Genomic DNA, 25922 nt, shown 5'->3' with positions numbered 1-25922 from the left:
CCCGCGGCTCCGACCGCCTGAACCGTCCCGCGATCCGATCATGAACCCGATCCAGCTGCCCCATCACCACATCGACCACCACAACGATGATCTACCACACGACGACCAACTGCCGTTGCAGTATTAGAACATGACCGCCTGCCGAAAGGCCCTCGGTGAACGGCACCGACTGATACTTCCTCCCGCTCAGACATCGAGGGAGCACGCCAGTGCGTGAGGTGCTCGTCCCGGAATGTCGGGTCCCGGTGCCTCGCCGGTCAGCGGCTTCGCCCGTGGTCGCGCTCCCGGGGTGGAGACGCCTTGCGGGGCTGGGCTGGGCAGCGGTTCCGGGCGACGGCGATCGCGGCTGGTTCGGGGTAGGACTACCCGGCCAGGCGGGCGGTGGGAGCGCCGTGGGCGTAGACGTTGCCGGTGGGGTCCGGTCCGTCTGGGTCGGCGCCCGCCTCGTCGGAGGTGGCGGTGCTGTCGTGTGCGGCGGCTTGGGTCCGTTCGGAGTCGGCGGTGCGCTCGTGGTGGGCCTGCTCGGCGGGGGTGTCGTGGTCGAGTTCACCGTCCGTTGTCTGTGCCTCGGTGTTGGCGCAGGTGTCGGCCGCGGCGTTGGCGCGGTGCTAGGCTCCTTCGGTGCGTTCCTGCGCGGCTTCGGCGAGCACCAGTCCCGCCGTCTTCTTGGTGCTGCCCTGTCCGGCTCCGACCGCGATCTCGACGCTGTCGTTCGACAACGTGCGGGAGCGGCCGCTGGCCGACATCTGGTACCACTCGGAATCCTTCAACGCATATCGCGGCGAGGACTGGATGCGTGATCCCTGCCGTTCCTGCGACCGGCGCTCGATCGACTTCGGCGGCTGCCGCTGCCAGGCGTTCCAGCTCACTGGGGACGCGGCCGCTACCGATCCTGTCTGCCGGTTGTCGCCCGACCGGGTACTGATCGACCAGATCCTGACCGCACCGTCGGCCGACGCGGAGTTCGTCATGCGCGGTGCCCGATGAGGGCTGTTCTCCTCGGCACGGCCGCGGGCGGTGGCCTGCCGCAGTGGAACTGCGCCTGCCCGAACTGCCGCGCCGCCCGGGAGGGCGCGATAGCCACGCGGACACAGGACTGCCTCGCGATCAGCGCGGACGGTCACGACTGGTACCTCCTCAACGCCTCCCCCGATATCCGGGCGCAGATCCTGGCCTGTCCCACGCTGGCTCCGGGCCCGGGAGCACGGGAGACGCCGATCCGCGGCGTGCTGCTCACCGACGGCGAACTGGACCACACCCTCGGGCTCCTCCAACTCAAGGAGGCCCCCGGGTTGCGGGTCTGGGCTCCGGAGTCGGTGCTGGACGCGCTGCCCGCACGGGAGATCATCGGTCGGTATGTCGACTGGGAATGGCACTCGCTGCGGACCGCACCCGACCTCCGTGGCCTGCGGGTCAGCACGCTACGGATCAGCGACAAGCGTCCGAAGTACGCGGCGGAGTCCCCTGCGGAAGGGCCTTGGGTGGTGGCGTACCGCATCACCGACGAGGCCACCGGCAACGCCCTCGTCTACGCCCCGTGTCTGGCGGGCTGGCCACAGGACTTCGACGAGTTCTGCGTGGGCGCGACTCACGTGCTTCTCGACGGCTCCTTCTACGCTGCGAACGAAATGTCCATCGCGACACACACCGCCGTGGGCTCCGGCGCCCAGCTCGCGATGGGACACCTTCCGATGGCCGGCGCCGGTGGCAGTCTGGAACGGATCCGCCGAGGCGACAGCCGGACCCGCTGGTTGTACACGCATGTCAACAACACCAACCCGGTGCTGAACCCCCGCTCGCCGGAGTTCGCCGAGTTGCGAACGGCAGGCGCCGGACTGCCCTGGGACGGAACCGAACTACGGGTGTGAAGCAGAGTCCGGACCGCGCCTACTTGATGCCCGCCGCATCCATCCCACGCAGTTCCTTCTTCAGGTCCGCGACCTCGTCACGCAGCCGAGCCGCGAGTTCGAACTGCAGGTCGCGAGCCGCCTGCATCATCTGCTCGGTCATCTGCTGGATGAGATCCGCCAGCTCCGCCCTCGGCATCGCGCCGACGTCCTTGTCCGCGAGCATGCCGGAACTGCGCACACCGCCACCCTGCTCGGGCTTCTTCCCTCGGGAGGAGTTCCGACCGGAACCACCGATCGCGACATCCTGCTCGGAGTCCTCCGCCTCGTCATAGACCCGATCAAGAATGTCGGCGATCTTCTTCCGCAACGGCTGCGGATCCAGACCGCGCTCGGTGTTGTAGGCGATCTGCTTGACCCGGCGCCGGTCCGTCTCGTCGATGGCGTGCTGCATCGAGTCGGTGATCTTGTCCGCGTACATGTGTACCTGGCCCGAGACGTTTCGCGCCGCACGGCCGATCGTCTGGATCAGCGAGGTACCGCTGCGCAGGAACCCTTCCTTGTCTGCGTCCAGAATGGACACCAGGGACACCTCGGGCAGGTCGAGCCCCTCGCGCAGCAGGTTGATCCCGATCAGCACGTCGAAGTCACCGGAGCGCAGCTGTCGCAACAACTCCACCCGCCGGAGGGTGTCCACTTCGGAATGCAGGTAACGCACCCGGACCCCCAGTTCGAGCAGATAGTCGGTGAGGTCCTCGGCCATCTTCTTGGTCAGCGTGGTGACGAGTACCCGCTCGTCCTTGTCGGCCCTGGTCCTGATCTCGTGTACCAGGTCGTCGATCTGTCCCTCGGTGGGCTTGACGACCACCTCGGGATCGATCAGGCCGGTGGGCCGGATGACCTGCTCGACGAACTCGCCGGCGGCCTGCCCCATCTCGTAGGGGCCCGGGGTGGCCGAGAGGTACACCGTCTGGCCGATCCGGTCGGAGAACTCCTCCCAGGTCAACGGGCGGTTGTCCATCGCGCTGGGCAGCCGGAACCCGTGCTCGACGAGGTTGCGCTTACGGGACATGTCGCCCTCGTACATGCCGCCGATCTGCGGGACGGTCACATGCGATTCGTCGACGACCAGAAGGAAGTCCTCGGGGAAGTAGTCGATCAGTGTGGCGGGTGCCGACCCCTCTGGGCGCCCGTCGACGTGCCGCGAGTAGTTCTCGATCCCGGAACAGAACCCGACCTGCTGCATCATCTCGATGTCGTAGTTGGTGCGCATCCGCAGCCGCTGGGCTTCCAGCAGTTTGCCCTGCTTCTCCAGCGTGGCCAGCCGGTCCTCCAGCTCGGCCTGGATCGTCCGGACGGCCTTGTCCATCCGCTCGGGCCCCGCGACGTAGTGCGTGGCGGGGAAGATCCGCACCTCGTCGAGCTCGTTCACGATGTCCCCGGTGAGCGGGTGCAGGTAGTACAGCTTGTCGATCTCGTCGCCGAAGAATTCGACCCGGATCGCCAGCTCCTCGTAGGCCGGGATGATCTCGACGGTGTCGCCACGCACCCGGAAGGTGCCACGGGCGAACGCGAGGTCGTTGCGGGTGTACTGCACGTCCACCAGGGCCCGCAGGAATGTGTCCCGGTCCACCTCCTCGCCCACCTTGAGCCGGCTGGAGCGATCGAGATAGGACTGCGGGGTACCGAGGCCGTAGATACACGACACACTCGCCACCACGATCACGTCCCGCCGCGAGAGCAGGTTCATCGTCGCCGAGTGCCGCAGCCGCTCGACGTCGTCGTTGATCGAGGAGTCCTTCTCGATATAGGTGTCGGTCTGCGCGATGTAGGCCTCTGGCTGGTAGTAGTCGTAGTAGCTGACGAAGTACTCCACCGCGTTGTGCGGGAAAAGGTCCCGTAGCTCGTTGGCCAGCTGCGCGGCCAGCGTCTTGTTCGGAGCCATCACCAGAGTGGGCCGCTGTACCCGCTCGATCAGCCAGGCGGTGGTCGCCGACTTACCCGTACCGGTGGCGCCGAGCAGGACGACGTCCTTCTCCCCCGCCTTGATCCGGCGCTCCAGCTCGTCGATCGCCTTGGGCTGGTCACCGGCGGGCTGGTAGTCACTGACCACCGTGAACTTGCCATCCGACCTGGGGACGTCGGAGACCGGACGGAACTCGGAGTGCGCTAGCACGGGGTGTTCGGTTGCGAAAGCCACGTCTCCAGGGTAGGCGCGACCACCGACAGTTTTCAGCCGGTGGTGACGGACCACCTCGATCGGCACCCGGCAGGACGGGCGACATGGCCGACGTGCACCCGCCAAAGATCGAGATCTTCGACGTACCCGCGATGAACAACACCGACCCGAAGGGAATCGACCGCCAGGTCGAGCAGTTCCGTACCGAACCGTTCGGGCTGTACATGGCCCGGCCCACTCCGGGCAGGCGGCAGTTCCACTATCTGGAGTCGTGGCTGTTGCCCGAACTCGGACTGCGGATCACCGACTTCTGGTTCACCGAGGGACATGAGCACGATCAGGACTTCTACCTCGATGTCGTGCGGATCGACCGGCGCGGGAACCAGTGGCACGCGACCGATCTCTACCTCGACATCGTGCTCCGCGACGCCCGTGGCCTCGACGTGCTCGACTCCGACGAGTTGCTCGCCGCCACCAGCGCCGACCTGCTCACCGCCGACCTCGCCCAGCACGCGCTGAACACCACATTCGTCACCGTGGAAGGCCTGGCCAGCCACGGCTACCGCCTACACGACTGGCTGCGCACCAAGAACATCCACCTAACCTGGCAACGCCACTAACCCGAGTTGGCAGTTCCAGTGCCCGAGTTGGCAGTTCGGGGGCTTGAGTTGGCAGATCCCGGGCCCGAGTTGGCAGTTCCGGTTTGTCAGGCCGGGCTCCACCCGGTCCGCTCCGCCCACCGCTCGGCGCGGACGAAGGCGTCGTTGACCCAGCCCTGCTTCTCCTCGGCGTAAGGCAGGGTCGTCCCGTCACCGGCATGCGCTCCGGCCAGCCGCCGTTTGACCTCGGCATACGCCGTCAGCTCCGGCGGGTTCGCCCGCAGCCAGTCCCGGAACAGCAGTGGAAGACGCCAGGCGGGGCCCTCGACGGAACGCACGTGCAGGTTCACCGGGCGGACCGGGTCCGCGCCGAAGTGGAATCGTTTGTCCCAGAGGGCCACGGGCGTGGAGTCATCCTGCGGATCGTCGAACCAGTGCCCCTCGGCTCTGGGGAATCCCGCACCGGACAGGATGTCGGCGACCTCGTCGGCCCTGGCGAGCGAGGGTACGGTCAACTGGAGGTCGAGCACGTCCTTGGCGGGCAGACCGGGAACCGCTGTGGAACCGATGTGGTCGGCTCGCAGAGCCTTGTCCCCGATCGCCGCCCTGATCCTGGCGAGCGCGCGTTCGGCCTGTGCCGGCCAGCTCTCGTCGTGGGGGGACACCAGCGGGGAACGCGGTGGCCGCGGTTTGCGCAACCGCAGGTTGGCCTCGAACGGCACCAGCCGATCCGCCCACAAGGCATCGACCTCGGCCAGCACGATGTCCCGCGCCCCGCCGTTGTCCAGCCACACGTCCGCCGCGGCCCGGCGCTGTTCCGGGCTCGCCTGCGCCGCGATCCTGGCCCGTGCGTCCGCTTCGGACATCCCGCGCGAACCAACGAGTCGCCGCACCCTGATCTCCTCGTCGGCGTCGACGACGATCACCAGGTGGTAGTGCGGAGCCAGGCCGCCCTCGACCAGGAGCGGGATGTCGTGCAACACGATCGCGTCGGTGGCAGCGGCCTGCATCAGCTCCGCCGTTCGCGCGCCGACTCTGGGGTGCACGATGCCGTTCAATCGGCGGCGTGACTCCTCGTCGGCGAACGCCCTCGCTGCCAGCGCGGCCCGGTCCAACGCCCCGTGCTCGGTCAGTACGTCCCGGCCGAAGGCGTCGACGATCTCGGCAAGCCCTTCGGTTCCGGGCTCGACCACCTCCCTGGCCAGGAGGTCCGCGTCAATCAGCACCGCGCCATGCTCGACCAGCCTGGCAGCGACGGTCGATTTTCCGGCACCGATCCCGCCGGTGAGTCCCACTCGCAGCATGAGCGCATTCAATCAGCCCGGCAAACCGTCCGCGACGGCGGTGATCTTCAGCGTGCGGACACACCCAGACGCACATCACGGGACGTTATGCAACTGGAGTGGGTGACACGCCGGGAAATTCACACCATTTCGCCGCCCGATTGCGTACCGTGCGCGGCGTAGGCAATCGCCCACACGGAGGAACGATGCCAGACAGCAAGCACATCGGTAAGCACCGGCTCGGAACGCCGGGGCTGGTGCATTGCGTCATGCATCGTCCCGTGGCGGCGGCATTGGACGAGTATCGCCGCACCTGGCTGACAGCCCTGTTGGTCCCGGCCAAACACAGCCTCGCCGGACTACGGCGCAGGGCTCGCGCCGCCGCTCACGAGCGCGCCTGGGCCCCAGCCACCACCTGACGGCGACCGCCCGACCGCCAGACCGCCCGACCGCCAGGCAGCACACGCACAAACGCGTTCTCACCCGCCTTTGGCGCGCCGTCCACCCCCGCTCCCCCTCACCCAGGCCTGGTACGTCTGCAAGTACCACCAAGCAAGATCGGCTTCGTCGTCAACCGCTACCAAGCCGTCCTCGCTCGGTCCGGCATGAGGTGTCGTCGCCCCGGCCTAGGCAGAACCCATATCCCTCGATCCGACGATGGCACCGCACCCGGCTGCGTAAGCGCGCAAGCGAGACCCGGGAAATCGGCGGCGGTTGGCTGCGGAAAAAAGGGATGTCGATCTTGCTTGGGGGTACTTGCAGACGCTCCAAGGCCCTGGGGGTGAGGCGCGCACGGGAAAGGCCCCGGTCCGAACTGGACCGGGGCCTTTCGCGGGTGTTGCTGTCAGGCGCTCAGGGCCTCACGCACCACCGGACAGCTTCTCGCGCAGCGCGGCGAGCTGCTCGTCGCTGGCCAGCGTGCCACCGGTGCTCTTCGGCGCCGAGTCGGACGGGGTCGAGGAGTAGCTCTGCTCTCCGCCGCCACCGCCACCGCCGGTGCTCTCGCCACCGCCGGCGATCGCCTGGGCAGCCGCTTCCGCGTCGGCCTCGGCGGCCTTGGCGATCTGCTTCATGTGCTGCTCGTAGCGAGAGTGCGCCTCGGCGTACTGACGCTCCCACTCCTCACGCTGAGTGTCGTAGCCTTCCTGCCACTCCTGCGTGTCGGGGTCGAAGCCCTCGGGGTAGATGTAGTTGCCCTCGGCGTCGTAGTCGGCGGCCATGCCGTACTGCGTCGGGTCGAACTCGGCGTCGGTGGTGAGGCCCTCGTTGGCCTGCTTCAGCGACAGCGAGATGCGGCGACGCTCGAGGTCGATGTCGATGACCTTGACCATGACATCGCCGTTGACCTGAACGACCTGCTCCGGGATCTCCACGTGGCGCTCGGCCAGCTCGGAGATGTGCACCAGACCCTCGATGCCCTCCTCGACGCGGACGAACGCGCCGAACGGAACGAGCTTGGTGACCTTGCCCGGCACGATCTGACCGATCGCGTGGGTACGGGCGAACTGACGCCACGGGTCTTCCTGGGTGGCCTTCAGCGACAGGGACACGCGCTCGCGGTCCATGTCCACGTCGAGCACCTCGACGGTGACTTCCTGGCCGACCTCGACAACCTCGGACGGGTGGTCGATGTGCTTCCAGGACAGCTCCGAGACGTGCACCAGGCCGTCGACACCGCCGAGGTCCACGAACGCACCGAAGTTGACGATCGAGGAGACGACGCCCTTGCGGACCTGCCCCTTGGCCAGCGCGTTGAGGAACTCGCTGCGGACCTCGGACTGGGTCTGCTCCAGGTAGGCGCGACGGGACAGGACCACGTTGTTGCGGTTCTTGTCCAGCTCGATGATCTTGGCCTCGAGCTCGCGGCCCACGTACGGCTGCAGGTCGCGGACGCGGCGCATCTCGACGAGCGAGGCGGGCAGGAAGCCACGGAGGCCGATGTCCAGGATGAGACCACCCTTGACGACCTCGATGACGGTGCCGCTGACCGGCTCGTCCTTCTCCTTGAGCTCCTCGATCGTGCCCCAGGCGCGCTCGTACTGCGCGCGCTTCTTGGACAGGATCAGGCGGCCTTCCTTGTCCTCCTTCTGGAGAACGAGGGCCTCGACCTCATCACCGACGGTGACAACCTCGGCCGGGTCGACATCGTGCTTGATGGAAAGCTCGCGCGAGGGGATGACGCCCTCGGTCTTGTACCCGATGTCGAGCAGCACTTCATCGCGATCGACCTTGACGATGGTGCCTTCAACGATGTCGCCATCATTGAAGTACTTGATGGTCTTGTCGATGGCTGCGAGGAAGTCTTCCTCCGTCCCGATGTCGTTGATCGCGACCTGCTGCGCCGGGGCGGTGGCGGTCGGGGCGGTGGTTGTGTCGGTGGTCATTAGGCGGGTTGCTCCGGTAACGGCTTGGGATTAGTGGGTGTGCAGTTTGCGCGCGCCGTGGGAGTCAGGGGCGACGACGAGACTCTTCGACCTCGTCCAACGAGGAACGGCCGCAAGCATCACCCGAGGAGCGCGACCCACAACCAGCAAGAACTCCGTCCAGCACGAACACTGCTGAGTGAAAGGCAGCGCGAACCCACTGCGCTAACACGTATCCTACGCGGCGCTTCGACGCGGGCACAATGAGGGTCCGTCCTCGTCCCCGGCGCGACCTCAGGACGGGACACCGGGCAGGATAGCGGGCGTGGTCACTCCCCCGCCGTCCACGCCGCCGACCCCGCCGGCGTCCGACCGCCACGAGCGGGCGGAGCAACGCCTGCACACCGCAGGTGTCGCCTACCGGCCGGTCGGCTCGGCCGAAGCCGCGGCCGCCAACCTCGCATGGTGGGACGCCGACGCGGACGACTACCACGCGACCCACGGTGAGTTCCTCGGCGAAAGCGACTTCCGCTGGTGCCCCGAGGGCCTGCTGGAGGCCGACGCGCGCCTGCTCGGTGACGTCCACGATACCGACGTACTCGAGGTCGGCTGCGGCTCGGCACCGTGTACCCGCTGGCTGCACAGCCAGGGCGCGAGGGCGATCGGCGTCGATCTCTCCGGGGGCATGCTGCGCCACGGTGTCGCCGCCGGTGCTCGAACCGGGATCAGGGTGCCGCTGATCCAGGCGAACGCCGAGCAACTGCCTCTGGCCGGCGACAGCTTCGACACCGCGTGCTCCGCGTTCGGCGCCGTTCCCTTCGTCGCCTCGATCGAGACCCTCTTCGCCGAGGTGGCCAGGGTGCTCCGCCCCGGCGGGAGCTGGGTGTTCGCGGTGACGCACCCGATGCGCTGGATCTTTCCGGACGATCCAGGTCCCGCAGGTCTGACCGCGACCCAGCCGTATTTCGACCGGACGCCCTATGCCGAGGTCGACGCCGAGGGCAGGGCGACCTACGTCGAGTACCACCGCACACTCGGCGACTACGTCCGCGCACTTGCCGAGGCCGGACTCCGGTTGCACGACCTGATCGAGCCCGAATGGCCCGCGGGGCACACCCGGACCTGGGGACAGTGGAGCCCGTTGCGCGGCAAGCTGTTTCCCGGCACCGCGATCTTCCGAACCACGAAGGAGAGCGACCGGTGACCGACCGGACGGCTGAGCAGTCCGAGCACTTCGCGCGCATCGACCCGTTGCTGCCACCGGTGACCGAACTCCCCGAGGGCGAACGCCTCACGGCCGTGCTGGCGGATGGCAGAGAGGTGCACGGCATTCTCTACCGGGCGGTCTACGGCAGTGGGTCGATGGAGAGCCTGTGGGCGGCCCAGGAGAACTGGGAACTCAGCCCGCTCATCGGGAACACCGGCGCCGAGGGCATGTCCGCCCTGCTCGGAGCGCTGCGACGACGCCTCGACCGGGAACAGCCGATGCCCGACTCGGCCTGTGCGGTCGCGTGGCCCTCCCGCGATGCCGAGGCGACGAAGGCCCTGCTCGACCACGGCCTGCAACCGCTGAACGCGCTGGCCGTGCGCCCCAACCGCCCGGCGCCCGAGGTCGATGTTCCCGGAGTGCTGGTGCGCAGGGCCCGGCCGGTCGACGAGGAGGAGATCATCGCGTTGCGTATGGCGGAGCTCCGCTACTCGGCGCTGGTCGGGCCGAATGTGGTGCGCGAAAACGCCATCGACCTGATCACCACCGAGGTCCGGCGTGGGCTCGTGTTCGGCGGGCGCACCTGGATCGCCGAGTCCGGCGGGGCCGCCGTCGGGCTCGCCAGCTGTGGCTGGACGACTCCCGCCGCGGGCAGTTCAGTGGCGGGACGACTCGCCGAGGGGCGGTGGGGTTACGTGGGAACGTTGTCGGTCCTCGCTCCGGCGCGCGGCGGCGGCGTGGGCCGCGCGCTGATGTCGGTGGCACACCACGAGCTCGATCTCGACGACGTCGAGGGCACTTTTCTCTTCTACAGCCCCACGAATCCACTGTCCCCGGTGTTCTGGCACCGGCAGGGATATCGCCCATTGTGGACAATGTGGGAAATTCGGCCTGCTTCGGCCCTGCGCTGATCGTCCACTGACCACCGGAAGGGCAGATCACACCTGATCGTCTTGCGCGCGAGGACGCAACACCGTTAATTTGAACTGACCGGTCAGTTCAAAAGGAGTTGCCATGCAGGTGCACGCCGATCGCGTCTCCGTCAACGGTCCGCACGGCACACTGTTGCCATCCACCTCACTCACCGTCGGCGAAGGCGAGTTCGCGCTCGTCCACGGCGACCCGGGCACCGGACTCACCGCGTTCGGTCTGACGCTGGCCGGGCGGCTGCACCCGACGACAGGTCAGGTCACCTTCGACGGTTCCGCCGATGCCGCGGCGCTGCGCAGGCATGTCGCCGTCGTGGACGCTCCCGGCGTCAGCGAACCCGACGACGCGCTTGCCCTGCGGGTGGTGATCGGCGAGGAACTGGCACTGGCCGGCGCGCCCGCCGACCGGGAGAGCGTCCGGCGCTGGCTCGCCGAGCACGACGTTGCGGCCTACGCGGACACCCGATTCGAGAACGTCGCGCCGGTCGCTCGAACCCGGCTGCTGACCGAGTTGGCCGCTGTCAGGCCCGCCGTCCGGGTGCTCGTTCTCGACACGCCCGATCGGCACACCAGCGACGTGGAGAGCTGGTCGATGCTCGCCCAGGAACACGCCGAACGGGGACTCGCGGTGGTCGTGCTCACCGCGACGGTCCCGCCCGCGGCACTGCCCTGTGCCCCGGCCCGCGTCGGTGCGCACGAGCAACCTCCACCGCTGCGCTGCACCCCGGAGGGCACGGAGGCCGCCGGAACGGAAGCCGAGGAGATCACCACGGGAGAGGACGCATGAGCGGCATTCGGATCGCCCTCAACGAGCTGCGCAGGCTCACCGGCGGGGTACTGCCCAAACTCGCGGTGGCGGCGCTGATCCTGGTTCCGCTGCTCTACGCCTCGCTGTATCTGTACGCGAACTACGATCCCTACGGCAGGCTGGACAAACTGCCCGCAGCGGTGGTCACGGCGGACGCGGGGGCCGCCGACGCCGAGGGCGACGAACGCGATATCGGCCGTGAGGTGACCGACGAACTGCTCGGCTCCGGCACGTTCCAGTGGCACGAGACCAGCGCGGAGCAGGCACAGGCGGGCGTCCGCGACGACAAGTACTCCTTCGCGATCACCATCCCCCGCGACTTCTCCGCCGCCCTGCTCTCCAGCGGCAACTTCGAACCGCGGCAGGCCACGATCACGCTGACCACCAACGATGCCAACAACTATCTTTCCGGCACCATCGCCGACCAGGTCGCCGAGCAGGTGCGTCGCACGATCGCGGAGAAGGTGGGCAGTGAGGCGGCCGACCGGTTCCTCCTCGGATTCTCCACCATCCACACCAAGATCAAGGAGGCTCATGGCGGCGCCATGACCCTGGCCGACGGGGCAACCGAGCTGCGGCAGGGCCAGCAGCAGCTCGCCGGCGGCGCACAACAACTGGCCTCCGGCAGCACGGAGCTCGCCAGTGGCCTGACGACTTTGCGGCAGAGCACCGCGGAACTGCCGGCGAAGACTCGCCAGCTCGCCGAGGGTGCGAGCCAGGTAGCGGCGGGCAATGCGACCGTCGCGCAGGCAGGATCGGCACTCGCGGCCCGGTCGAGCGAGCTGCGCGACAGCCTGGACAACATCGACGACCAGCTGGCCCAACGGCTGCGGGAGGGTGGTCTTTCCGACACCGAGATCGAGCACGCACTCGGCGTGTTCGGGCAGCTCCGGCAGCCGATTGACCAGGCGGACGCCGCGGTCCAGGACGCCTCGGCGAAGCTCACCACGCTGGCCGACGGCGCGCAGCAGGTGTCCGACGGTGCGGCGCAGCTCGCGGGTGCGACTCCGGCGCTGGTGCAGGGGATCCAGCGCGCCTCGGACGGCGCGGGTGAACTCGCCGACGGCGCGGCCCAGCTGAACTCGGGTGAGCAACGCGCGCTGAGCGGGACGACACAGCTGGCGGACGGGGCCGCCGAGCTCAGGGACGGGCTCGGCGCTGGCCTGAGGGAGATCCCGAATCCGGACGATCCCACACGTGCGGCGACGGCCGACACCATCGCCGATCCCGTCGCGGTGAACTCCGCAGGCGTCGCCTCCGCGGCGACCTACGGTGCCGGGCTCGCCCCGTTCTTCATCGCCCTGGCGACCTGGATCGGCGCGTTCGTCCTCTTCCTGCTGCTCCGGCCGCTCTCGACGCGCGCGCTGACAGCCGGCGCCTCGCCCCTGCGGGTGGCGCTCGGCGGCTGGTTCGCCGCCGCCGTGCTGGGCATCGCACAGGTGGTGGTGCTGTTCGGTGCGGTGACCTGGCTGGTCGGCATCGACGTCGCCCATCCGCTCGGCGCTATCGGCTTCGTCATCCTCGCTTCACTCGCGTTCACCGCGATCCTGCACGCGCTCAACGCTCTGTTCGGTGCCGTCGGCAAGTTCCTCGGGCTGGTGTTGCTGGTCCTGCAACTGGTCAGTGCCGGAGGTACGTTCCCGTGGCAGACCATTCCGGACGCGCTCTATCCGTTGCACATGTTGTTGCCGATGGGCTATGTCATCGACGGATTGCGGCATCTGCTCTACACCGGCGCTTCCCTGCAGATCCTCGGTGACGTGCTGGTCCTGCTCGCCTACCTCGGCGTCGCGCTCGCGGCTTCCACTTTCGCGGCCCACAAGCGTCGCGTGTGGACAGTGTCACGACTGAAGCCGGAGCTGGCACTGTGAGCGAGAAGGCGATGAGCGCGAGAACCGAGGCCACCAGGCACAAACTGTTCGCGGCGACGCTGGAGCTGGCCGAGAGCCGGGGGCTCGTCGGCATCACGGTCGACGAGATCGCGTCAGCCGCAGGCGTCGCGAAGGGCACCGTCTACTACAACTTCGGCAGTAAGGACGCCCTCGTCGACGCGCTGTTGCGATACGGGGTCGACCTGCTGGCGCAACGGTTGCGGTCCAGCACCGAGGAGCGGGACCCGGTCGACGGGCTCGAGTCGCTGGTGGACGCCACACTCGAGTTCATCAGCCGCTATCCGGGGTTCTCGCAGATCCTGGTGAGCGAGCTGTGGCGTACGCCGGGCCAGTGGCACGAGACGCTCACGCTGCTGCGCGAGGAGATCATCACGATCATCAAGCAACAGCTGGGGCGCATCGAGGCGGCGGGACGTCTGCCCGCGGGGGTGCAGGTCCCGGTAGCGGCGGCGGGCCTGTTCGGCACGCTGCTGGTCGTGGCGCTGGACTGGCAGGTGTTCCAGCCGGAACGGACACGCGCCGAGGTTCGCGAGTCAGTGATGCTGCTGGCCCGGGGGCTCGCCAAGCAGCTGCCGGACGAGGGTCAGCGGTGAAAGACCTGGCTGCGCACCGGCCGCCGTTGCCCGACCTGGTGCAGGGACGGTGGGCCGCCACGCCTCGCACGTCCGGTCGCGTCGAGGACCGCCGCCGAGATCTCCGGTAGTGACAAGGCCCGCGCCGGGTCGCGGTCCGAGGCCGTACCGAGCAGCACGACCTGGGTGGGATGCGCCGCCAAGGTCGCGTCCGCCGAGTCGGCGAGCACGCCTGCCGAACCGCGCACCTCCACCACGGGCGCTCCGGGCGCGAGCGAGGATTCGATCGCGCCGAGCACCGAACGGCGATAGGACTCGTGCACCCAGGCGACGAGCAGCCCGGCGGGAATGGGCAGCAGCCACTGCGCGCCGAGGGCGAGCTCCCGCGGCCGCTCCCACTCCGCTTCCACCCAGAACGCCCGTCCCGGACCGGTTCTGCGCACCCGTCCATGGTGGGTCTTCGTGCCCCGCGAAACGATCGGGTTGTACCGCCTGCTCGGGAGGACGACGTCCCACCCGTCGGCGATCAGTCTCTCGACCACGTCGTCAAGCAGGCCGGTGCCGGAGAGGACCACCGCGTTCTTTCCCGCCATACCTCCAATTTACTACCGCGGCGACGAAAGCTCCGTGCTTGCTCTAATGCGCCGCGTCGTTCCAGGAACGGCCGGACCCGACGGAGACCTCCAGCGGGACGGCCAGCTGGTAGGCGTTGCCCATCTCCCTGCGCACGAGCTCCTCCACCTGCGTCCGCTCGCCGTCGGCGACCTCGAGCACCAGCTCGTCGTGCACCTGCAACAGCACACGGCTACGCAGGTCGGTCTCGGCAAGCGCCTGGTGCACACCGAGCATCGCGACCTTGATGATGTCCGCAGCGCTGCCCTGGATCGGCGCGTTCAGCGCCATACGCTCGGCCATTTCCCTGCGCTGCCGGTTGTCGCTGTTGAGGTCCGGCAGGTAGCGCCGCCTGCCGAAGATCGTCTCGGTGTAGCCGACCTTGCCCGCCTGCTCGACCACGGTGTGCAGATAGTCGCGGACACCCCCGAACCGGGCGAAGTACGCGTCCATCTGTGCCTTGGCCTCGTCTGTGGAGATCCGCAGCTGCTGGGCCAGCCCGTACGCGGAAAGGCCATAGGCCAACCCGTAGGACATGGCCTTGACTCGGTACCGCAGCTCCGGGGTAACCTCGGCCGGGTCGAGCGAGAAGGCCTTGGACGCCACGAAGGTGTGCAGGTCTTCGCCGGTGTTGAAGGCCTCGATCAGTCCCGCGTCACCGGAAAGGTGCGCCATGATGCGCATCTCGATCTGGCTGTAGTCGGCGGTCATCAGCTCCGTGTAGCCCGCCCCCACCACGAACGCGTCGCGAATCCGCCTGCCCTCCTCGGTGCGGACGGGGATGTTCTGCAGGTTCGGATCCACCGAGGACAGCCGTCCGGTGGCGGCGACGGTCTGCTGCAGGGTGGTGTGGATGCGCCCGTCGTCGGCGACGGACTTGATCAGCCCCTCCACGGTGGTCCGCAGCCGAGTGGCGTCTCGGTGTTCCAGCAGATGCTGCAGGAACGGGTGCTCGGTCTTCTCGTGCAGCGTCTGCAGCGCCTCGGCGTCGGTGGTGTACCCGGTCTTGGTGCGCTTGGTCTTCGGCATGCCGAGTTCTTCGAACAGCACCACCTGCAGCTGTTTCGGGGAACCGAGGTTGATCTGCTTGCCGATCACCTCGTACGCGAGGTCCGCGGCCTGGCGTACCCGGCCCGCGTAATGCGCCTCCAGCTCGGTGAGCTGCTCGATGTCGACGGCGATACCCGCGGCTTCGACCTCGGTGATGACCTGCAGCAGCGGCAGCTCGATCTCACTGAGCAGGCGGGTCGCACCGATACCGTCGAGTTCCTTGGCCAACGCGTCGGCCAGCTCGGCCACCGCACGGGCTCGCACGAGTTCGGCCTGCACGAGCTTGGCGTCCTCGGCCTCGGCCGCGTCGGGTTCCAGTAACGACAGCTGGCCGTCCTCGGCGGCGGTCTCCGAGCGCAGTTCGCGCTGCAGGTAGCGCAGTACGAGATCATCCAGCTCGAAGGAGCGCTGGCCGGGGCGCACGAGGTACGCGGCTAGCGCGGTGTCCATCGCGAGCCCGGCCATGGTCCAGCCCCGGCCGAGCACGGCGTGCAGGGCGGCCTTCAGCCCGTGCCCTGCCTTGTGCACGGACGCATCGGCGATCCAGCCCGCGAAGGCCTTGTCGTCGGCGTCGTCCATCGTCGACACGTCGACGTAGGCCCCCTCGCCGTCCGGTGCGGCCAGTGTCACGCTGAGCACGTCAGCCTGTACCGACGCCCCCGTCGTACGCAGGGACAGCCCGACCCGGCCGCCGCGGGCGTGTTTGTCCAGCCACGCCGCGAGCTCGCCGGTTCCCAGCGCGCCGCCGCTGACCTCGAATCCCTCGTCGGCCTCCGGCTCCGCGCTGGACAACGTCGCGAACAGCCGGTCGCGCAGAACGCGGAACTCCAGTTCGTCGAACAGCCGGTGCACGGCGTCGCGGTCCCACGGCCGCAGCTCCAGCTCGCCGTGGGCCAGCTCCAGCTGGACGTCGCGGACGAGTTCGGTGAGCTGACGGTTGAGCATCACGGCGTCGACATGCGCTCGTAGCGCGTCCCCGACCTTGCCCTTGACCTCGTCGATCCGGTCGATCAGGTCGCCGAGGGACCCGAACTGGTTGATCCACTTCGCCGCGGTCTTCTCCCCGACGCCAGGAATGCCAGGGAGGTTGTCGGAAGGGTCGCCGCGCAGGGCCGCGAAGTCCGGGTACTGGACCGGGCTCAGCCCGTACTTGTCCTGCACGCTCGCCGGATCGAACCGGACGAGGTCGGAAACGCCCTTCTTGGGGTAGAGCACGGTGACGGAGTCGGTGACCAGCTGCAGTGCGTCCCGGTCGCCGGTACAGATGAGCACCTGGAAGCCGTCGGCGGCCGCCTGCGTGGTGAGGGTGGCGATGACGTCGTCGGCCTCGTAGTTCTCCTTGGTCAGGGTCGGGATACCGAGTACGCCGAGCACCTCCTGGATCAGCGCGATCTGGCCCTTGAAATCGTCCGGTGTGGCCGAGCGGGTGGCCTTGTAGTCGGCGAACGTCTCGGAACGGAACGTCTTGCGGGAGAGATCGAAGGCAACGGCGAGGTGGGTGGGTTGCTCGTCGCGCAGCAGGTTGATCAGCATCGAGGTGAACCCGAAGACCGCGTTGGTGACCTGCCCGGTCGAGGTGCGGAACCGGTCGGCTGGCACGGCGAAGAACGCCCTGTAGGCCATCGAGTGACCGTCGATCAGCAGTAACCGGGGCTGCTGGGCTGTGTCTTTCGCAACTGTGGTGTTCTGACTGGGGCTCACGAGGGCGAGTCTAGGGTGACGCCCCGACACTCTTTCGTGAGCGTTCGCGGAGTGACGCAGAGATAAGGAGCCCGACGGTGAGCGAGCACGTGTCCGACCCGTTCCAGGAGATCTTGGCCGGCATAGATCCGGTGGTCGCCAAGCAGCAGCTCAACGACAAGGTCGGCATGACGGTGCTCGAGACGAGCCCCGAACGGGTGGTTGCCACGATGCCCGTCGAGGGCAATCTGCAGCCCTACGGGCTCCTGCACGGCGGAGCCAACGCGGTACTCGCCGAGGCTCTCGGCTCCACCGTCGCCGCGTTGAACGCCGGACCAGGCAAGCTGGCCGTCGGGGTCGAGCTCTCCTGCAGTCACCACAGGGGGGTACGCCAGGGCGTCGTCACGGGGGTCGCCGTCCCCCTGCACGTGGGCCGCACGACGGTGAGCGTCGACATCGCCATCACCGACGAAGCCGGGCGCCGCAGCTGCACGGCCCGATTGACTTGCGCGGTCATCGAAGCACCTGCTCAGTAACACAACCGCTACCGCCGCCACATTGCAGGAAGATCCCGATCGGGTCGAACCGGTCGCACTCGGGTGCCCCGAGATCTACGATTCCGCTCTATTCAGACGGAAGGGGCATGCCCGGCGACCCGCCGTGGCCGTCCGTCGGGGGGCATCCACCTCTTCCGTACAGGCAAGACGACTGGAGGCTGTTGTGCACTTCAGGACGGGTGTCCGTGCAGGGGCCATCGTGGCGGCCACTGCACTCGTCCTCACCGCGTGTGGCGGAGGGGACGAGGGCCAGGGCAATGAGAACGGCGACCAGCAGGCTGGTGCAGGCACTGGGAACGGGGTGTTCGAGCTCGGTTACGTACTGCCAGAGACCGGTCAGCTGGCGTTCCTCGGGCCGCCGCAGATCGAGGCCGTGAACTTCGCCATCAAGACGATCAACGACTCCGGCGGTCTGCTGGGCAAGCAACTGCCCGGGGTGGTGGGCCGCGACGAGGCCGCATCGGAGGCCGTCGCCGCCCAGTCCGCGGACCAGGTACTCGGCGCCGGTGTCGACGCGATCATCGGAGCGGCGGCCTCCGGCATGTCGCTGGCGATCATCGACAAGGTGACCGGGGCGAAGGTGGCGCAGTGTTCCGGCTCGAACACCGCACCGACCTTCACCGACTACAACGACGGTGGCTTCTACTTCCGTACCGCGCCCAGCGATGTGCTGCAGGGCCCGGTGCTGGCGAACACCATCGTCGGTGATGGGCACAGCCGGGTGGCACTCGTGGCCAGGGCCGACGACTACGGTCGCGGCCTGCAGGATGCGACCAAGAAGGCGTTGGAAGGTGCGGGGGCCACAGTGGTGCTCGCCGAGACCTACGACCCGAAGGCGACCAACTACGCGCCGGTGGTTCAGCAGATCCAGGGGTCGAACCCCGACGCTGCCGTGGTGATCGGCTTCGAGGAGGGCACGCAGATCCTGCAGGGCCTGATCGAGGCGGGTCTCGGACCGGACAGCATCGGCGTCTACGGCGCGGATGGGCTGCGCAACACCGACCTGGCTTCGCTGGTCGCCAAGGGTGACCCGGGTGTGCTGTCGGGGATGAAGGGCACCGCTCCGGCGTCCGCCGACAACGCCGAGTTCGTCAGCCAGCTCCAGGAGTTCGCTCCGGATCTGGAAGAGCTGCAGTTCGCGCCGCAGGTGTACGACTGCGTCATCACCCTCGCGCTGGCCGCGCAGAAGGCCAACAGCGACGACGCGGCGGTGTTCTCGAAGGAGGTCGTCGGGATCACCAAGGAAGGCGAGAAGTGCACGACTTTCGCCGACTGCAGTGCGAAGCTCGAAGCGGGCTCGGACATCGACTACGACGGTGTCAGCGGTCCGCTGGACTTCACCGAAGCCGGTGAGCCGGGGCAGGCCTCGATCGAGGTCTACACCTACGACGAGCAGGGTGAGCTGCAAACCCTGCGCACCGAGGTCAGCAAGCTAGGAAGCTGACCCAGGGCAGGTAAAAGGGCGGCGGTGCCGATGGCATCGCCGCCCTTTCCGTCTGGCCGGCTACAGCGCCTTGGCCAGGGTGCCCAGGTAGAGCTCGATGACCTTGGGATCGTGCAACAGCTCGCGGCCGGTGCCGGTGTAGGCGTTGCGCCCCTGGTCGAGGACGTATGCCCGGTCGCAGATCTGCAGGCAGCGACGGGCGTTCTGCTCCACCATCACGATAGAGACGCCGGCCTTGTTGATCTGGCTGACCTGTTCGAACACCTGGTCCTGGTAGGCGGGCGAGAGCCCGGCTGAGGGCTCGTCGAGCAGGAGTACGTCGGGTTCGGCCATCAGCACGCGCCCCATGGCCAGCATCTGCCGCTCGCCGCCGGACATCGAGCCCGCTCGCTGTTTACGGCGTTCGGCGAGCCGTCCGAACAGGCTGGCGACCCGCTCGAAGCGGCGATCGAACTCCTTCGGGCGCAGATACGTGCCCATGTGCAGGTTCTCCTCGACGGTGAGCGTCGGGAAGACGTTGTCGCGCTGGGGAACATAACCGATGCCCTTGGCGACGAGGGTGTGCGCGGGTGCGTTGGTGACGTCGTCCCCGCGTAGCCGTACCGCGCCGCCGCGGGCGGGGACGAGGCCGAACATCGCCTTCACCAGGGTCGACTTGCCCGCACCGTTGGGGCCGATGATGCCGACCAGTTCCCCGTCCGCCAGGCGCAGGTCGCACCCGTCCAGGACGTTCACGCCGGGCAGGTACCCGGCCACCAGTGCCTCGGCCGAGAGCAGCGCCTCGGGGACCTCGGTTGCCTCGGGGCCGGGGGAGTTCTCTTCACTCATGTCCTTGCCTCACTCGCCGGCGGGCGGCACATCGCTTGGTGCCGTACCCGATTCGCTCACGGTGCCGGTCGCTCATCACCCTGCTCCTCTGCGGGCGGGCTACCGTGCTGCTTACCGAGGTAGGCGTCCACGACCTGGGGGTTGGTGCTGATCGCCCGTGGCGTCCCCTCGGCGATCACCTGGCCCTCCGCCAGGCAGACCACCCAGTCGCTGGTGCCCATCACCATGTCCATATCGTGCTCCACGAAGCACACGGTCATGCCCTCGTCGCGCAGTTCCACGATGTGTTCCAGCAGTGACTGCGCGAGCGCGGGGTTCACCCCGGCCATCGGCTCGTCGAGCATCAGCATCGAGGGGCGCACCATCAGCGCCCGCGCCAGCTCCAGCAGTTTGCGCTGCCCGCCGGAGAGGGTGCCGGCGTGGGCGTCGCGCAGGTGGTCGAGTTTGAAGCGCTCGAGCAGCTCCTCAGCCCGGGCGCGATGCTCGGCCTCCTGGCTGCGCCACAGCGGGCGCAGCATCGCCGCGAACATCCGTTCACCGCGCTGGTCGGTGGCGGCGAGCTGGAGGTTCTCCAGCACCGTGAGCCGGGCCAGTGCCTTGGTGAGCTGGAAGGTGCGGACCATGCCCTTTCGGGCGAGGCGGTAGGCGGGCAGCTGGCTGACCTTGGCGCCGTCGAACGTCCAGGTTCCCGATCCGGCGCGGTCGAAGCCGGTCAGCAGGTTGAACAGCGTGGTCTTGCCTGCTCCGTTGGGCCCGATCAGGGCGGTGATGGCACCGCGCTGTAGTTCGAGGTGGTCGACGGAGACGGCGTGCAGGCCGCCGAAGGAGCGCGTGACGCCGTCGGCGACGAGCATCGGGTCTGGCTTGGCGACTCCGGGCTCCGGCGCGACCGCCGACAGGTCGTTGGCCGCCGGGGTCTGTGGCTCAGCGGGCATCGAGCACCATCTCTTCCTTTCGGCCGAGGATCCCCTGCGGCCGGAAGACCATCAACAACAGCAGGCCGAGTCCGACGAGCGCGAAACGCACGGCGCCCACCTCGGAGTCGCTGAGGATGTTTGCCGGGATCACGCCCGAGGCGATCGCCTGGCGCAGCAGATTGTCCAGCAACACCACGATGAACCAGAAGATCACCGAGCCGATGACCGGCCCCAGCACCCGGCCCGCGCCGCCGAGGATGAGCAGTGTGTAGAGGAAGAAGGTCACCAGCGGGTCGAAGCTGTCGGCGCTGGCCGACTGGGTGTTGATGACCATCACCATGCCGCCGAAGGCGCCGATGACGCCACCGAGCACGAGGCTCTGCAGTTTGTAGGAGTAGACGTTCTTGCCGAGGCTCAGGGCGGCGTTCTCGTCCTCCCGGATGGACCGGATCACCCGGCCCCACGGGCTGTGCACCAGCAGGTAGAGGAGCAGGGCGGCAAGGGCGACCAGCGACCACCCCATGGTGATCACCCACATGTCCCTGGCGCCGAACGAGATCGGGCCGAAGCCGTAGGTGCCCGGCGGGTACGGGTTCAGGTCGTAGAAGTCGTTGGCGAACTGCTGCAGGCCGAACACACCGCCGGTGAGGGGCTCGGCGAAACTGGATCGATAGAACAATCGCAGGATCTCGCCTGCGGCGATGGTCGCGATGGCCAGGTAGTCCGCTCGCAGGCGCAGCGTCGGCACGCCGAGCAGCAGCGCGAGGACGATCGCACAGAGCACACCGACGATCACCCCGAGCCAGAGCGGCGCGGCGAACACCGACACCGAGATCGCCACTCCGTAACCGCCGACGAGCATGAAGCCCACCTGGCCGAAGTTGAGCAGTCCGGTGTAGCCGAAGTGGAGGTTCAGCCCGATGGCGGCGAGGGCGTAAGCGGCCGCGACGGGGCCGAGAGCACCGCTGAGGGCGCTGGTGAGGATTGCTGAGAAGTCCATGGCGCTCCCCTCACCCGACCCGTTCGCGGCGGCCGAGAATTCCTTGTGGCCGGACGAGCAGGACCACGATCAGGACCAGCAACGCCCAGGCGTTCTGCAGTTCGATGGGGAACCACAGCGTGGACAGGTGCGCCACGATGCCGACGACGAAGCTGCCGACCATCGCACCGTATGCGCTGCCGAGGCCGCCGAGGATGATGGCGGCGAACATCAGTAGCAGCAGTTTGAAGCCCATGTCCCAGGAGATGACCTCGGCGAGACCGAACATCACCCCGCCGAGAGCGGCCAGTCCGCCACCGAGCAACCACACCACGAGAATGACGTGGTTGACGTCGATGCCGGAGGATGCGGCGAGATCCCGGTTGTCGGAGACGGCGCGAATGGCCGTGCCGATCCGGGTGCGCTGGAGCATGAGCGCGACGCCGACCAGGACGATGACGGAGATCGCGACGATGCTGAGGTCGCGGGGGGTGGCGGTGACCACGCCGATCTGGATGGTCTGCTGGATGTTGTAGTCGGCGTACGACTCCGGCCGGGAGCCGTAGAGCACCAGGATGACGTGCCGCAGCAGGAGCGCGAGCCCGATCGAGATGATGAAGAGGTTGATCCGGCCGGTCCCGCGGCGACGGAGCGGGCGCCACAGGACCCGCTCGATACCGCCGCCGACGAGTGCGCCGACGATCACGGCGAGGACGGCCGCGAGGATCAGTGGCAGCCCGGGTCCGCCCGCCGCGGCGTTGAAGAAGAAGGCGGCCACGGCGCCGATGGTGACGAGCTCGCCGTGGGCGAAGTTGATCAGGCGCGTGGTGCCGAAGATGAGTGACAGTCCGATGGCGCTGATGGCGATCACCGAGCCGTACTGGATGCCGTTGAGCAGCGCCTGGGCGAAGCGTTCGGCGAACGGTGGTTGTGGTGGTGGCGCAGGTGGGGGTGCAGGTCCGTCGTTCTGGCCCGGAGCGGCCTGCTCGCCGGGCTCGACGAGCGGGAAGATCACCACTCGCGACTGTCCCGGCGAGACCGTGACGTCCTTCAGCACCTCACCACCGGGCAGCCGGGGCACGAGGCCGTCGGGCACGGTGCTGGTATCGAGTTCGACGTCGTACTCGCCGGTGCCGGGAAGGCTGATCTCCCAGGTTCCGTCGTCGGCACTGGTGTCCGTGCCGATCTCGGCGCCGTCCTGGGTGACGGTGATACTCACGCCGGCGAGTGGATCGCCGTCGGGCCCGCGCAGCGTGCCGCGCAGTGCCTCACTGTCCTGCGCCGCGGCGGACGCCGCGGGCAGCAGCACGGTGAGAGCGCACAACGCCATCAGCGTCAGCGCTCGCCCGACCATGCTCCGCACTGTCACAGACCGCCCCGCTTCTCTCGCTCGTACTGCCGTAGCACGACACCCTCGCATGCTTATCCGTGCCGGGATATCCGGCTAGAGACAACTCGATGGGGAACGTAGCTCCGTCACGCTCTGTTGCACAGCCGGAAGATCACGCTGTGTCCACATCGTGACGGTGTAGTCGCGAGTTGGCGAGAGGTAAGGCCGAATGGCGGTTGGCGAGCTGGCCGGAACTACTTACCCATGCTGTCGACGACGGCCTCGGCGACGGCCTTCATGGTCGTGCGGCGGTCCATGGCGGTGCGCTGGATCCAGCGGAAGGCGTCGGGCTCGGTGAGTCCCTGCGCGGTCATCAGCAGACCCTTGGCTCGATCGATGACCTTGCGGGTCTCCAACCGCTCGTTGAGCCCGGCGACCTCGGATTCCAGGGCCTGCAGCTCGGCGAACCGGCTGACGGCGAGTTCGATTGCCGGCACGAGGTCGCGCTTGGCGAAGGGCTTGACCAGATAAGCCATGGTGCCGGCCTCGCGAGCGCGTTCGACCAGGTCACGCTGGCTGAAGGCGGTGAGGATGACGACTGGGGCGATCCGGTCGCTGGTGATCCTCGATGCGGCCTCGATACCGTCGAGCTTGGGCATCTTGACGTCCAAGATGACCAGGTCGGGCTTGAGATCGACGGCGAGGTTGATGGCTTCCTCGCCATCGCCGGCTTCGCCGACGACCTCGTAACCCTCCTCGCGCAGCATTTCCACGAGGTCGAGCCGGATCAAGGCCTCGTCTTCGGCGACGAGCACCCTGCGCTGTGGCGCGGTGACGACACCGTCGGCCTCGGTAGCCTGTTCGGTCACCGGGGTCCTCCTGCACTGCTCGGCGATGGGGGTGTGCGGCGCGCCGCGACACCAGCAGCCTACCGGGACTGTGGCCAGCGGAAAGATGGCGTTCACCACGCCGTGTGACCGCCTGTGCTCCCCACCCACTGTGACGATTCGTGGTAGCCCGGATACAAGCGCCTTCGGCGATCGCGTAGAGTTCGACGTCGCCGCCCCCGTAGCCCAATCGGCAGAGGCAGCGGACTCAAAATCCGTCCAGTGTGCGTTCGAGTCGCACCGGGGGCACCGAAAAGGCCAGGTCACAGACGTGACGGATCGATCCTGCCGACCGTGAGGTAGCCCGTAGGCATGCCTTAGGTATGCGATATGGGCACGGAGGATCACCGTGGCACGACCGCCCCTTCCCCTGGGCACGTGGGGACAGATCCGCACCGTCGCGCAGGCCCCCGGGCCCGGGCGGGCATGCGAAACCCGGCACGGCCGGCGTCCGTGGCGGGCCTACGCCCAGTACCGCGGTGAGAACGGGCGCACCCGCCAGGTCTGCCGCACCGGCACCAGCGAAGCCCACGCCGTGCACCGGCTCCGCACCGAACTCAGCCAGCGAGCCAAGACCACTATCGACATTGACCTCTCCCCCACCTCCCGGGTCGAGAAAGCCGCCGCCCTATGGCTGGACCGCGTCGCCCGCCGCGTCCGGACCACCACCTACCACCACTACCGCCGCCAGTTGCGCAACCACGTCCTGCCCGCGCTCGGGCAACTGCTCCTGCGCGAATGCACGGTGCCCCGCCTCGAACGATTCCTCGACACCCTCGCCGACGTCCACGGGTTCGCCCCCGAAACCCGCCGCGGCATCCGCACCGTCCTCTCCGGCGTGCTCCAACTCGCCGTCCGCCACGGCGTATTGCCCCACAACCCCGTCCGCGACCTCGAACCCATCGTCGGCGGCCCCGTCCGCACCCGCCAGACCTTCACCCCCGAACAGGCACGCAAGTTCCTCGATGCGGTCGACACCGACCACCACGCCACCCGGACCGACGTGGCCGATCTGCTGCAGGTGCTGTTCGGCACCGGCACCCGCCTCGGCGAAGCGCTCGCCCTGCGCTGGCGCGGGGTCAACCTCACCGACCACCCCATCACCGTCGACGGACAACTCCTCCCAGCCCGCTCCGTGTGGATCCGCGCCACGCTTGCCTACGAACCCGGCACCGGCCCGGTCCAGCACGACCCCAAGACCCCCACCGCACACCGCATACTCCCGCTGCCCGACTCCCTTCGCGCCAGGCTCGCCGCGCGCAAAGGCACACAGCTAAACGGCGATGGGCCGGTGTTCCCCTCCGCCTCCGGCACCTGGCGCTACCCCTCCACCGTCCAAGCCGCGCTCCGCCAACTGCGAGGCCGCCTTGGCTACCCGCACTTCACCACCCACGTCGCCCGCCGCACCGTCGCCACCACCCTCGACCACGCCGGACAAACCGCCCGCCAAATCGCCGACCACCTCGGCCACGCCCAACCCGCCTTCACCCAAAACCACTACCTCGGACGCCAACACCCCAACCCCACCGCCGCCCACATCCTCGAGCACCCAGCACCCCCGACTGGACATCACCAAAACGAACACGACGCCAAAGCCACGACATCCTGCCGTCGGCAATGCCACGCCAATCCACCGGCGGCGAGACCACGCTGGCCCACAGCAGGTGCGACGACCCGCAACCACCCAAAAAACGTTCGCCGGAGTGTTCCTCCCTCTAATGCCGCCGTCGTCCCGAACCACACTGACGTCGAACTCGGTCCAGGGAAGATGCGATCACTCACGGCTACCAACATGTTCTGCGTCCCTACAGTTCAGGCAGACTGACGTGGAGGGGTCTGTAACAGGAACGGTGTTTTCGGCGTTCGTGGTTAGTACTTCTCGGCGCCCGGCCAGCGGTCACCGAACGTGTTGGCGAACGCGTTCAATGCGGGTTTCCATCGCATGGTCCACCGGGCTTG

At 68.1% G+C, this 25922-nt stretch carries 21 protein-coding genes, 1 tRNA gene and 1 pseudogene; 13 read left to right on the top strand and 10 right to left on the bottom strand.

The genetic code is table 11. From position 1 onward, the window contains the following. Positions 1 to 669: 669 nt before the first annotated feature. Positions 670 to 987: pseudogene (locus tag D0C15_RS31105) on the top strand (SPASM domain-containing protein); the annotation flags it as partial. Next, the gene (gene pqqB, locus D0C15_RS31100) at positions 984 to 1868 is read left to right on the top strand and encodes a pyrroloquinoline quinone biosynthesis protein PqqB (protein WP_116051644.1); all 885 of its coding nucleotides are present in this window, start codon (positions 984 to 986) and stop codon (positions 1866 to 1868) included. The pseudogene D0C15_RS31105 and the gene pqqB, both read left to right, overlap by 4 nt. 19 nt (positions 1869 to 1887) lie before the next feature. On the opposite strand, the gene uvrB is transcribed toward pqqB, so the two are convergent. After that, positions 1888 to 4047 (bottom strand): excinuclease ABC subunit UvrB, encoded by a 2160-nt coding sequence (gene uvrB, locus D0C15_RS31095; RefSeq protein WP_116051650.1) that lies wholly within the window; start codon positions 4045 to 4047, stop codon positions 1888 to 1890. A gap of 83 nt (positions 4048 to 4130) precedes the next feature. Here uvrB and D0C15_RS31090 point away from each other — a divergent pair, with 83 nt between their 5' ends. Then, positions 4131 to 4646 carry a ribonuclease FAU-1 family protein gene (locus D0C15_RS31090; RefSeq protein ID WP_116051643.1) on the top strand — a complete coding sequence of 172 codons (516 nt, stop codon included), beginning with the start codon at positions 4131 to 4133 and terminating at the stop codon, positions 4644 to 4646. Between the two features lie 86 nt (positions 4647 to 4732). Here the strand turns inward: D0C15_RS31090 and coaE are convergent, their stop codons facing one another. After that, on the bottom strand, positions 4733 to 5929 hold the full coding sequence (gene coaE, locus D0C15_RS31085; RefSeq protein ID WP_116051642.1) for a dephospho-CoA kinase: 1197 nt from the start codon (positions 5927 to 5929) through the stop codon (positions 4733 to 4735). 185 nt (positions 5930 to 6114) lie between these two features. Between coaE and D0C15_RS31080 the strand changes: the two genes are divergently transcribed. Then, complete coding sequence (locus tag D0C15_RS31080) at positions 6115 to 6327, top strand: hypothetical protein (RefSeq protein ID WP_116051641.1); 213 nt, start codon at positions 6115 to 6117, stop codon at positions 6325 to 6327. Between the two features lie 441 nt (positions 6328 to 6768). On the opposite strand, the gene rpsA is transcribed toward D0C15_RS31080, so the two are convergent. After that, positions 6769 to 8292 (bottom strand): 30S ribosomal protein S1, encoded by a 1524-nt coding sequence (rpsA, locus tag D0C15_RS31075; RefSeq protein WP_116051640.1) that lies wholly within the window; start codon positions 8290 to 8292, stop codon positions 6769 to 6771. Between the two features lie 304 nt (positions 8293 to 8596). On the opposite strand from rpsA, the gene D0C15_RS31070 reads away from it, so the two are divergent. The 5 genes from D0C15_RS31070 (at position 8597) to D0C15_RS31050 (ending at position 13700) form a co-directional block, all read left to right on the top strand. Beyond that, positions 8597 to 9475, top strand: coding sequence for a class I SAM-dependent methyltransferase (locus tag D0C15_RS31070; protein ID WP_116051639.1), 879 nt, complete (start codon positions 8597 to 8599; stop codon positions 9473 to 9475). Beyond that, the gene (locus D0C15_RS31065; RefSeq protein ID WP_116051638.1) at positions 9472 to 10389 is read left to right on the top strand and encodes a GNAT family N-acetyltransferase; all 918 of its coding nucleotides are present in this window, start codon (positions 9472 to 9474) and stop codon (positions 10387 to 10389) included. Before D0C15_RS31070 ends, D0C15_RS31065 begins: the two co-directional genes overlap by 4 nt. Before the next feature lie 103 nt (positions 10390 to 10492). Then, positions 10493 to 11194 carry a P-loop NTPase family protein gene (locus D0C15_RS31060; protein ID WP_116051637.1) on the top strand — a complete coding sequence of 234 codons (702 nt, stop codon included), beginning with the start codon at positions 10493 to 10495 and terminating at the stop codon, positions 11192 to 11194. Then, on the top strand, positions 11191 to 13086 hold the full coding sequence (locus tag D0C15_RS31055; RefSeq protein ID WP_116051636.1) for a YhgE/Pip family protein: 1896 nt from the start codon (positions 11191 to 11193) through the stop codon (positions 13084 to 13086). The genes D0C15_RS31060 and D0C15_RS31055 overlap by 4 nt, the downstream gene beginning before the upstream one ends. Positions 13087 to 13097: 11 nt before the next feature. Next, complete coding sequence (locus tag D0C15_RS31050; RefSeq protein ID WP_116051649.1) at positions 13098 to 13700, top strand: TetR/AcrR family transcriptional regulator; 603 nt, start codon at positions 13098 to 13100, stop codon at positions 13698 to 13700. Here D0C15_RS31050 and D0C15_RS31045 read toward each other — a convergent pair. Together D0C15_RS31045 and polA are read right to left on the bottom strand one after the other, a co-directional pair. Continuing rightward, entirely contained in the window at positions 13691 to 14272 is a 582-nt protein-coding gene (locus tag D0C15_RS31045) for a Rossmann-fold NAD(P)-binding domain-containing protein (RefSeq protein ID WP_245976438.1), read from the bottom strand. The two genes, D0C15_RS31050 and D0C15_RS31045, sit on opposite strands and share 10 nt — an antisense overlap. Before the next feature lie 43 nt (positions 14273 to 14315). After that, entirely contained in the window at positions 14316 to 17042 is a 2727-nt protein-coding gene (polA, locus tag D0C15_RS31040; RefSeq protein WP_116051635.1) for a DNA polymerase I, read from the bottom strand. 77 nt (positions 17043 to 17119) lie between these two features. Here polA and D0C15_RS31035 point away from each other — a divergent pair, with 77 nt between their 5' ends. Beyond that, complete coding sequence (locus tag D0C15_RS31035) at positions 17120 to 17557, top strand: hotdog fold thioesterase (RefSeq protein WP_245976437.1); 438 nt, start codon at positions 17120 to 17122, stop codon at positions 17555 to 17557. Between the two features lie 220 nt (positions 17558 to 17777). Next, positions 17778 to 19022, top strand: a complete 1245-nt coding sequence (locus tag D0C15_RS31030) for an ABC transporter substrate-binding protein (protein WP_245976434.1) — start codon at positions 17778 to 17780, stop codon at positions 19020 to 19022. Between the two features lie 60 nt (positions 19023 to 19082). Here the strand turns inward: D0C15_RS31030 and D0C15_RS31025 are convergent, their stop codons facing one another. The 5 genes from D0C15_RS31025 to D0C15_RS31005 all read right to left on the bottom strand — a co-directional run bounded on the left by D0C15_RS31025 (position 19083) and on the right by D0C15_RS31005 (position 23945). Then, positions 19083 to 19850 carry an ABC transporter ATP-binding protein gene (locus D0C15_RS31025; RefSeq protein ID WP_116051634.1) on the bottom strand — a complete coding sequence of 256 codons (768 nt, stop codon included), beginning with the start codon at positions 19848 to 19850 and terminating at the stop codon, positions 19083 to 19085. 56 nt (positions 19851 to 19906) lie between these two features. Continuing rightward, positions 19907 to 20785: an ABC transporter ATP-binding protein gene (locus D0C15_RS31020; protein ID WP_116051633.1), complete on the bottom strand. Its 879-nt coding sequence runs from the start codon at positions 20783 to 20785 to the stop codon at positions 19907 to 19909. Further along, entirely contained in the window at positions 20775 to 21767 is a 993-nt protein-coding gene (locus tag D0C15_RS31015) for a branched-chain amino acid ABC transporter permease (protein ID WP_116051632.1), read from the bottom strand. Before D0C15_RS31015 ends, D0C15_RS31020 begins: the two co-directional genes overlap by 11 nt. Before the next feature lie 10 nt (positions 21768 to 21777). Beyond that, a complete protein-coding gene (locus tag D0C15_RS31010; RefSeq protein ID WP_245976432.1) occupies positions 21778 to 23100 on the bottom strand; it encodes a branched-chain amino acid ABC transporter permease in 1323 nt (440 codons plus the stop codon). Positions 23101 to 23330: 230 nt separating this feature from the next. Then, positions 23331 to 23945 carry an ANTAR domain-containing response regulator gene (locus D0C15_RS31005; protein ID WP_116051631.1) on the bottom strand — a complete coding sequence of 205 codons (615 nt, stop codon included), beginning with the start codon at positions 23943 to 23945 and terminating at the stop codon, positions 23331 to 23333. Positions 23946 to 24138: 193 nt separating this feature from the next. On the opposite strand from D0C15_RS31005, the gene D0C15_RS31000 reads away from it, so the two are divergent. Together D0C15_RS31000 and D0C15_RS30995 are read left to right on the top strand one after the other, a co-directional pair. Further along, positions 24139 to 24212 (top strand) — tRNA-Leu (locus D0C15_RS31000). Positions 24213 to 24312: 100 nt separating this feature from the next. Beyond that, positions 24313 to 25788, top strand: a complete 1476-nt coding sequence (locus tag D0C15_RS30995) for a site-specific integrase (protein ID WP_116051630.1) — start codon at positions 24313 to 24315, stop codon at positions 25786 to 25788. The last annotated feature ends 134 nt before the right edge of the window (positions 25789 to 25922 follow it).

Origin of the sequence: Amycolatopsis palatopharyngis (assembly GCF_003385185.1) — a bacterium.
Taxonomy (GTDB): Bacteria; Actinomycetota; Actinomycetes; order Mycobacteriales; family Pseudonocardiaceae; genus Amycolatopsis; species Amycolatopsis palatopharyngis.
This window is presented reverse-complemented; position numbering and strand designations above follow the sequence as displayed.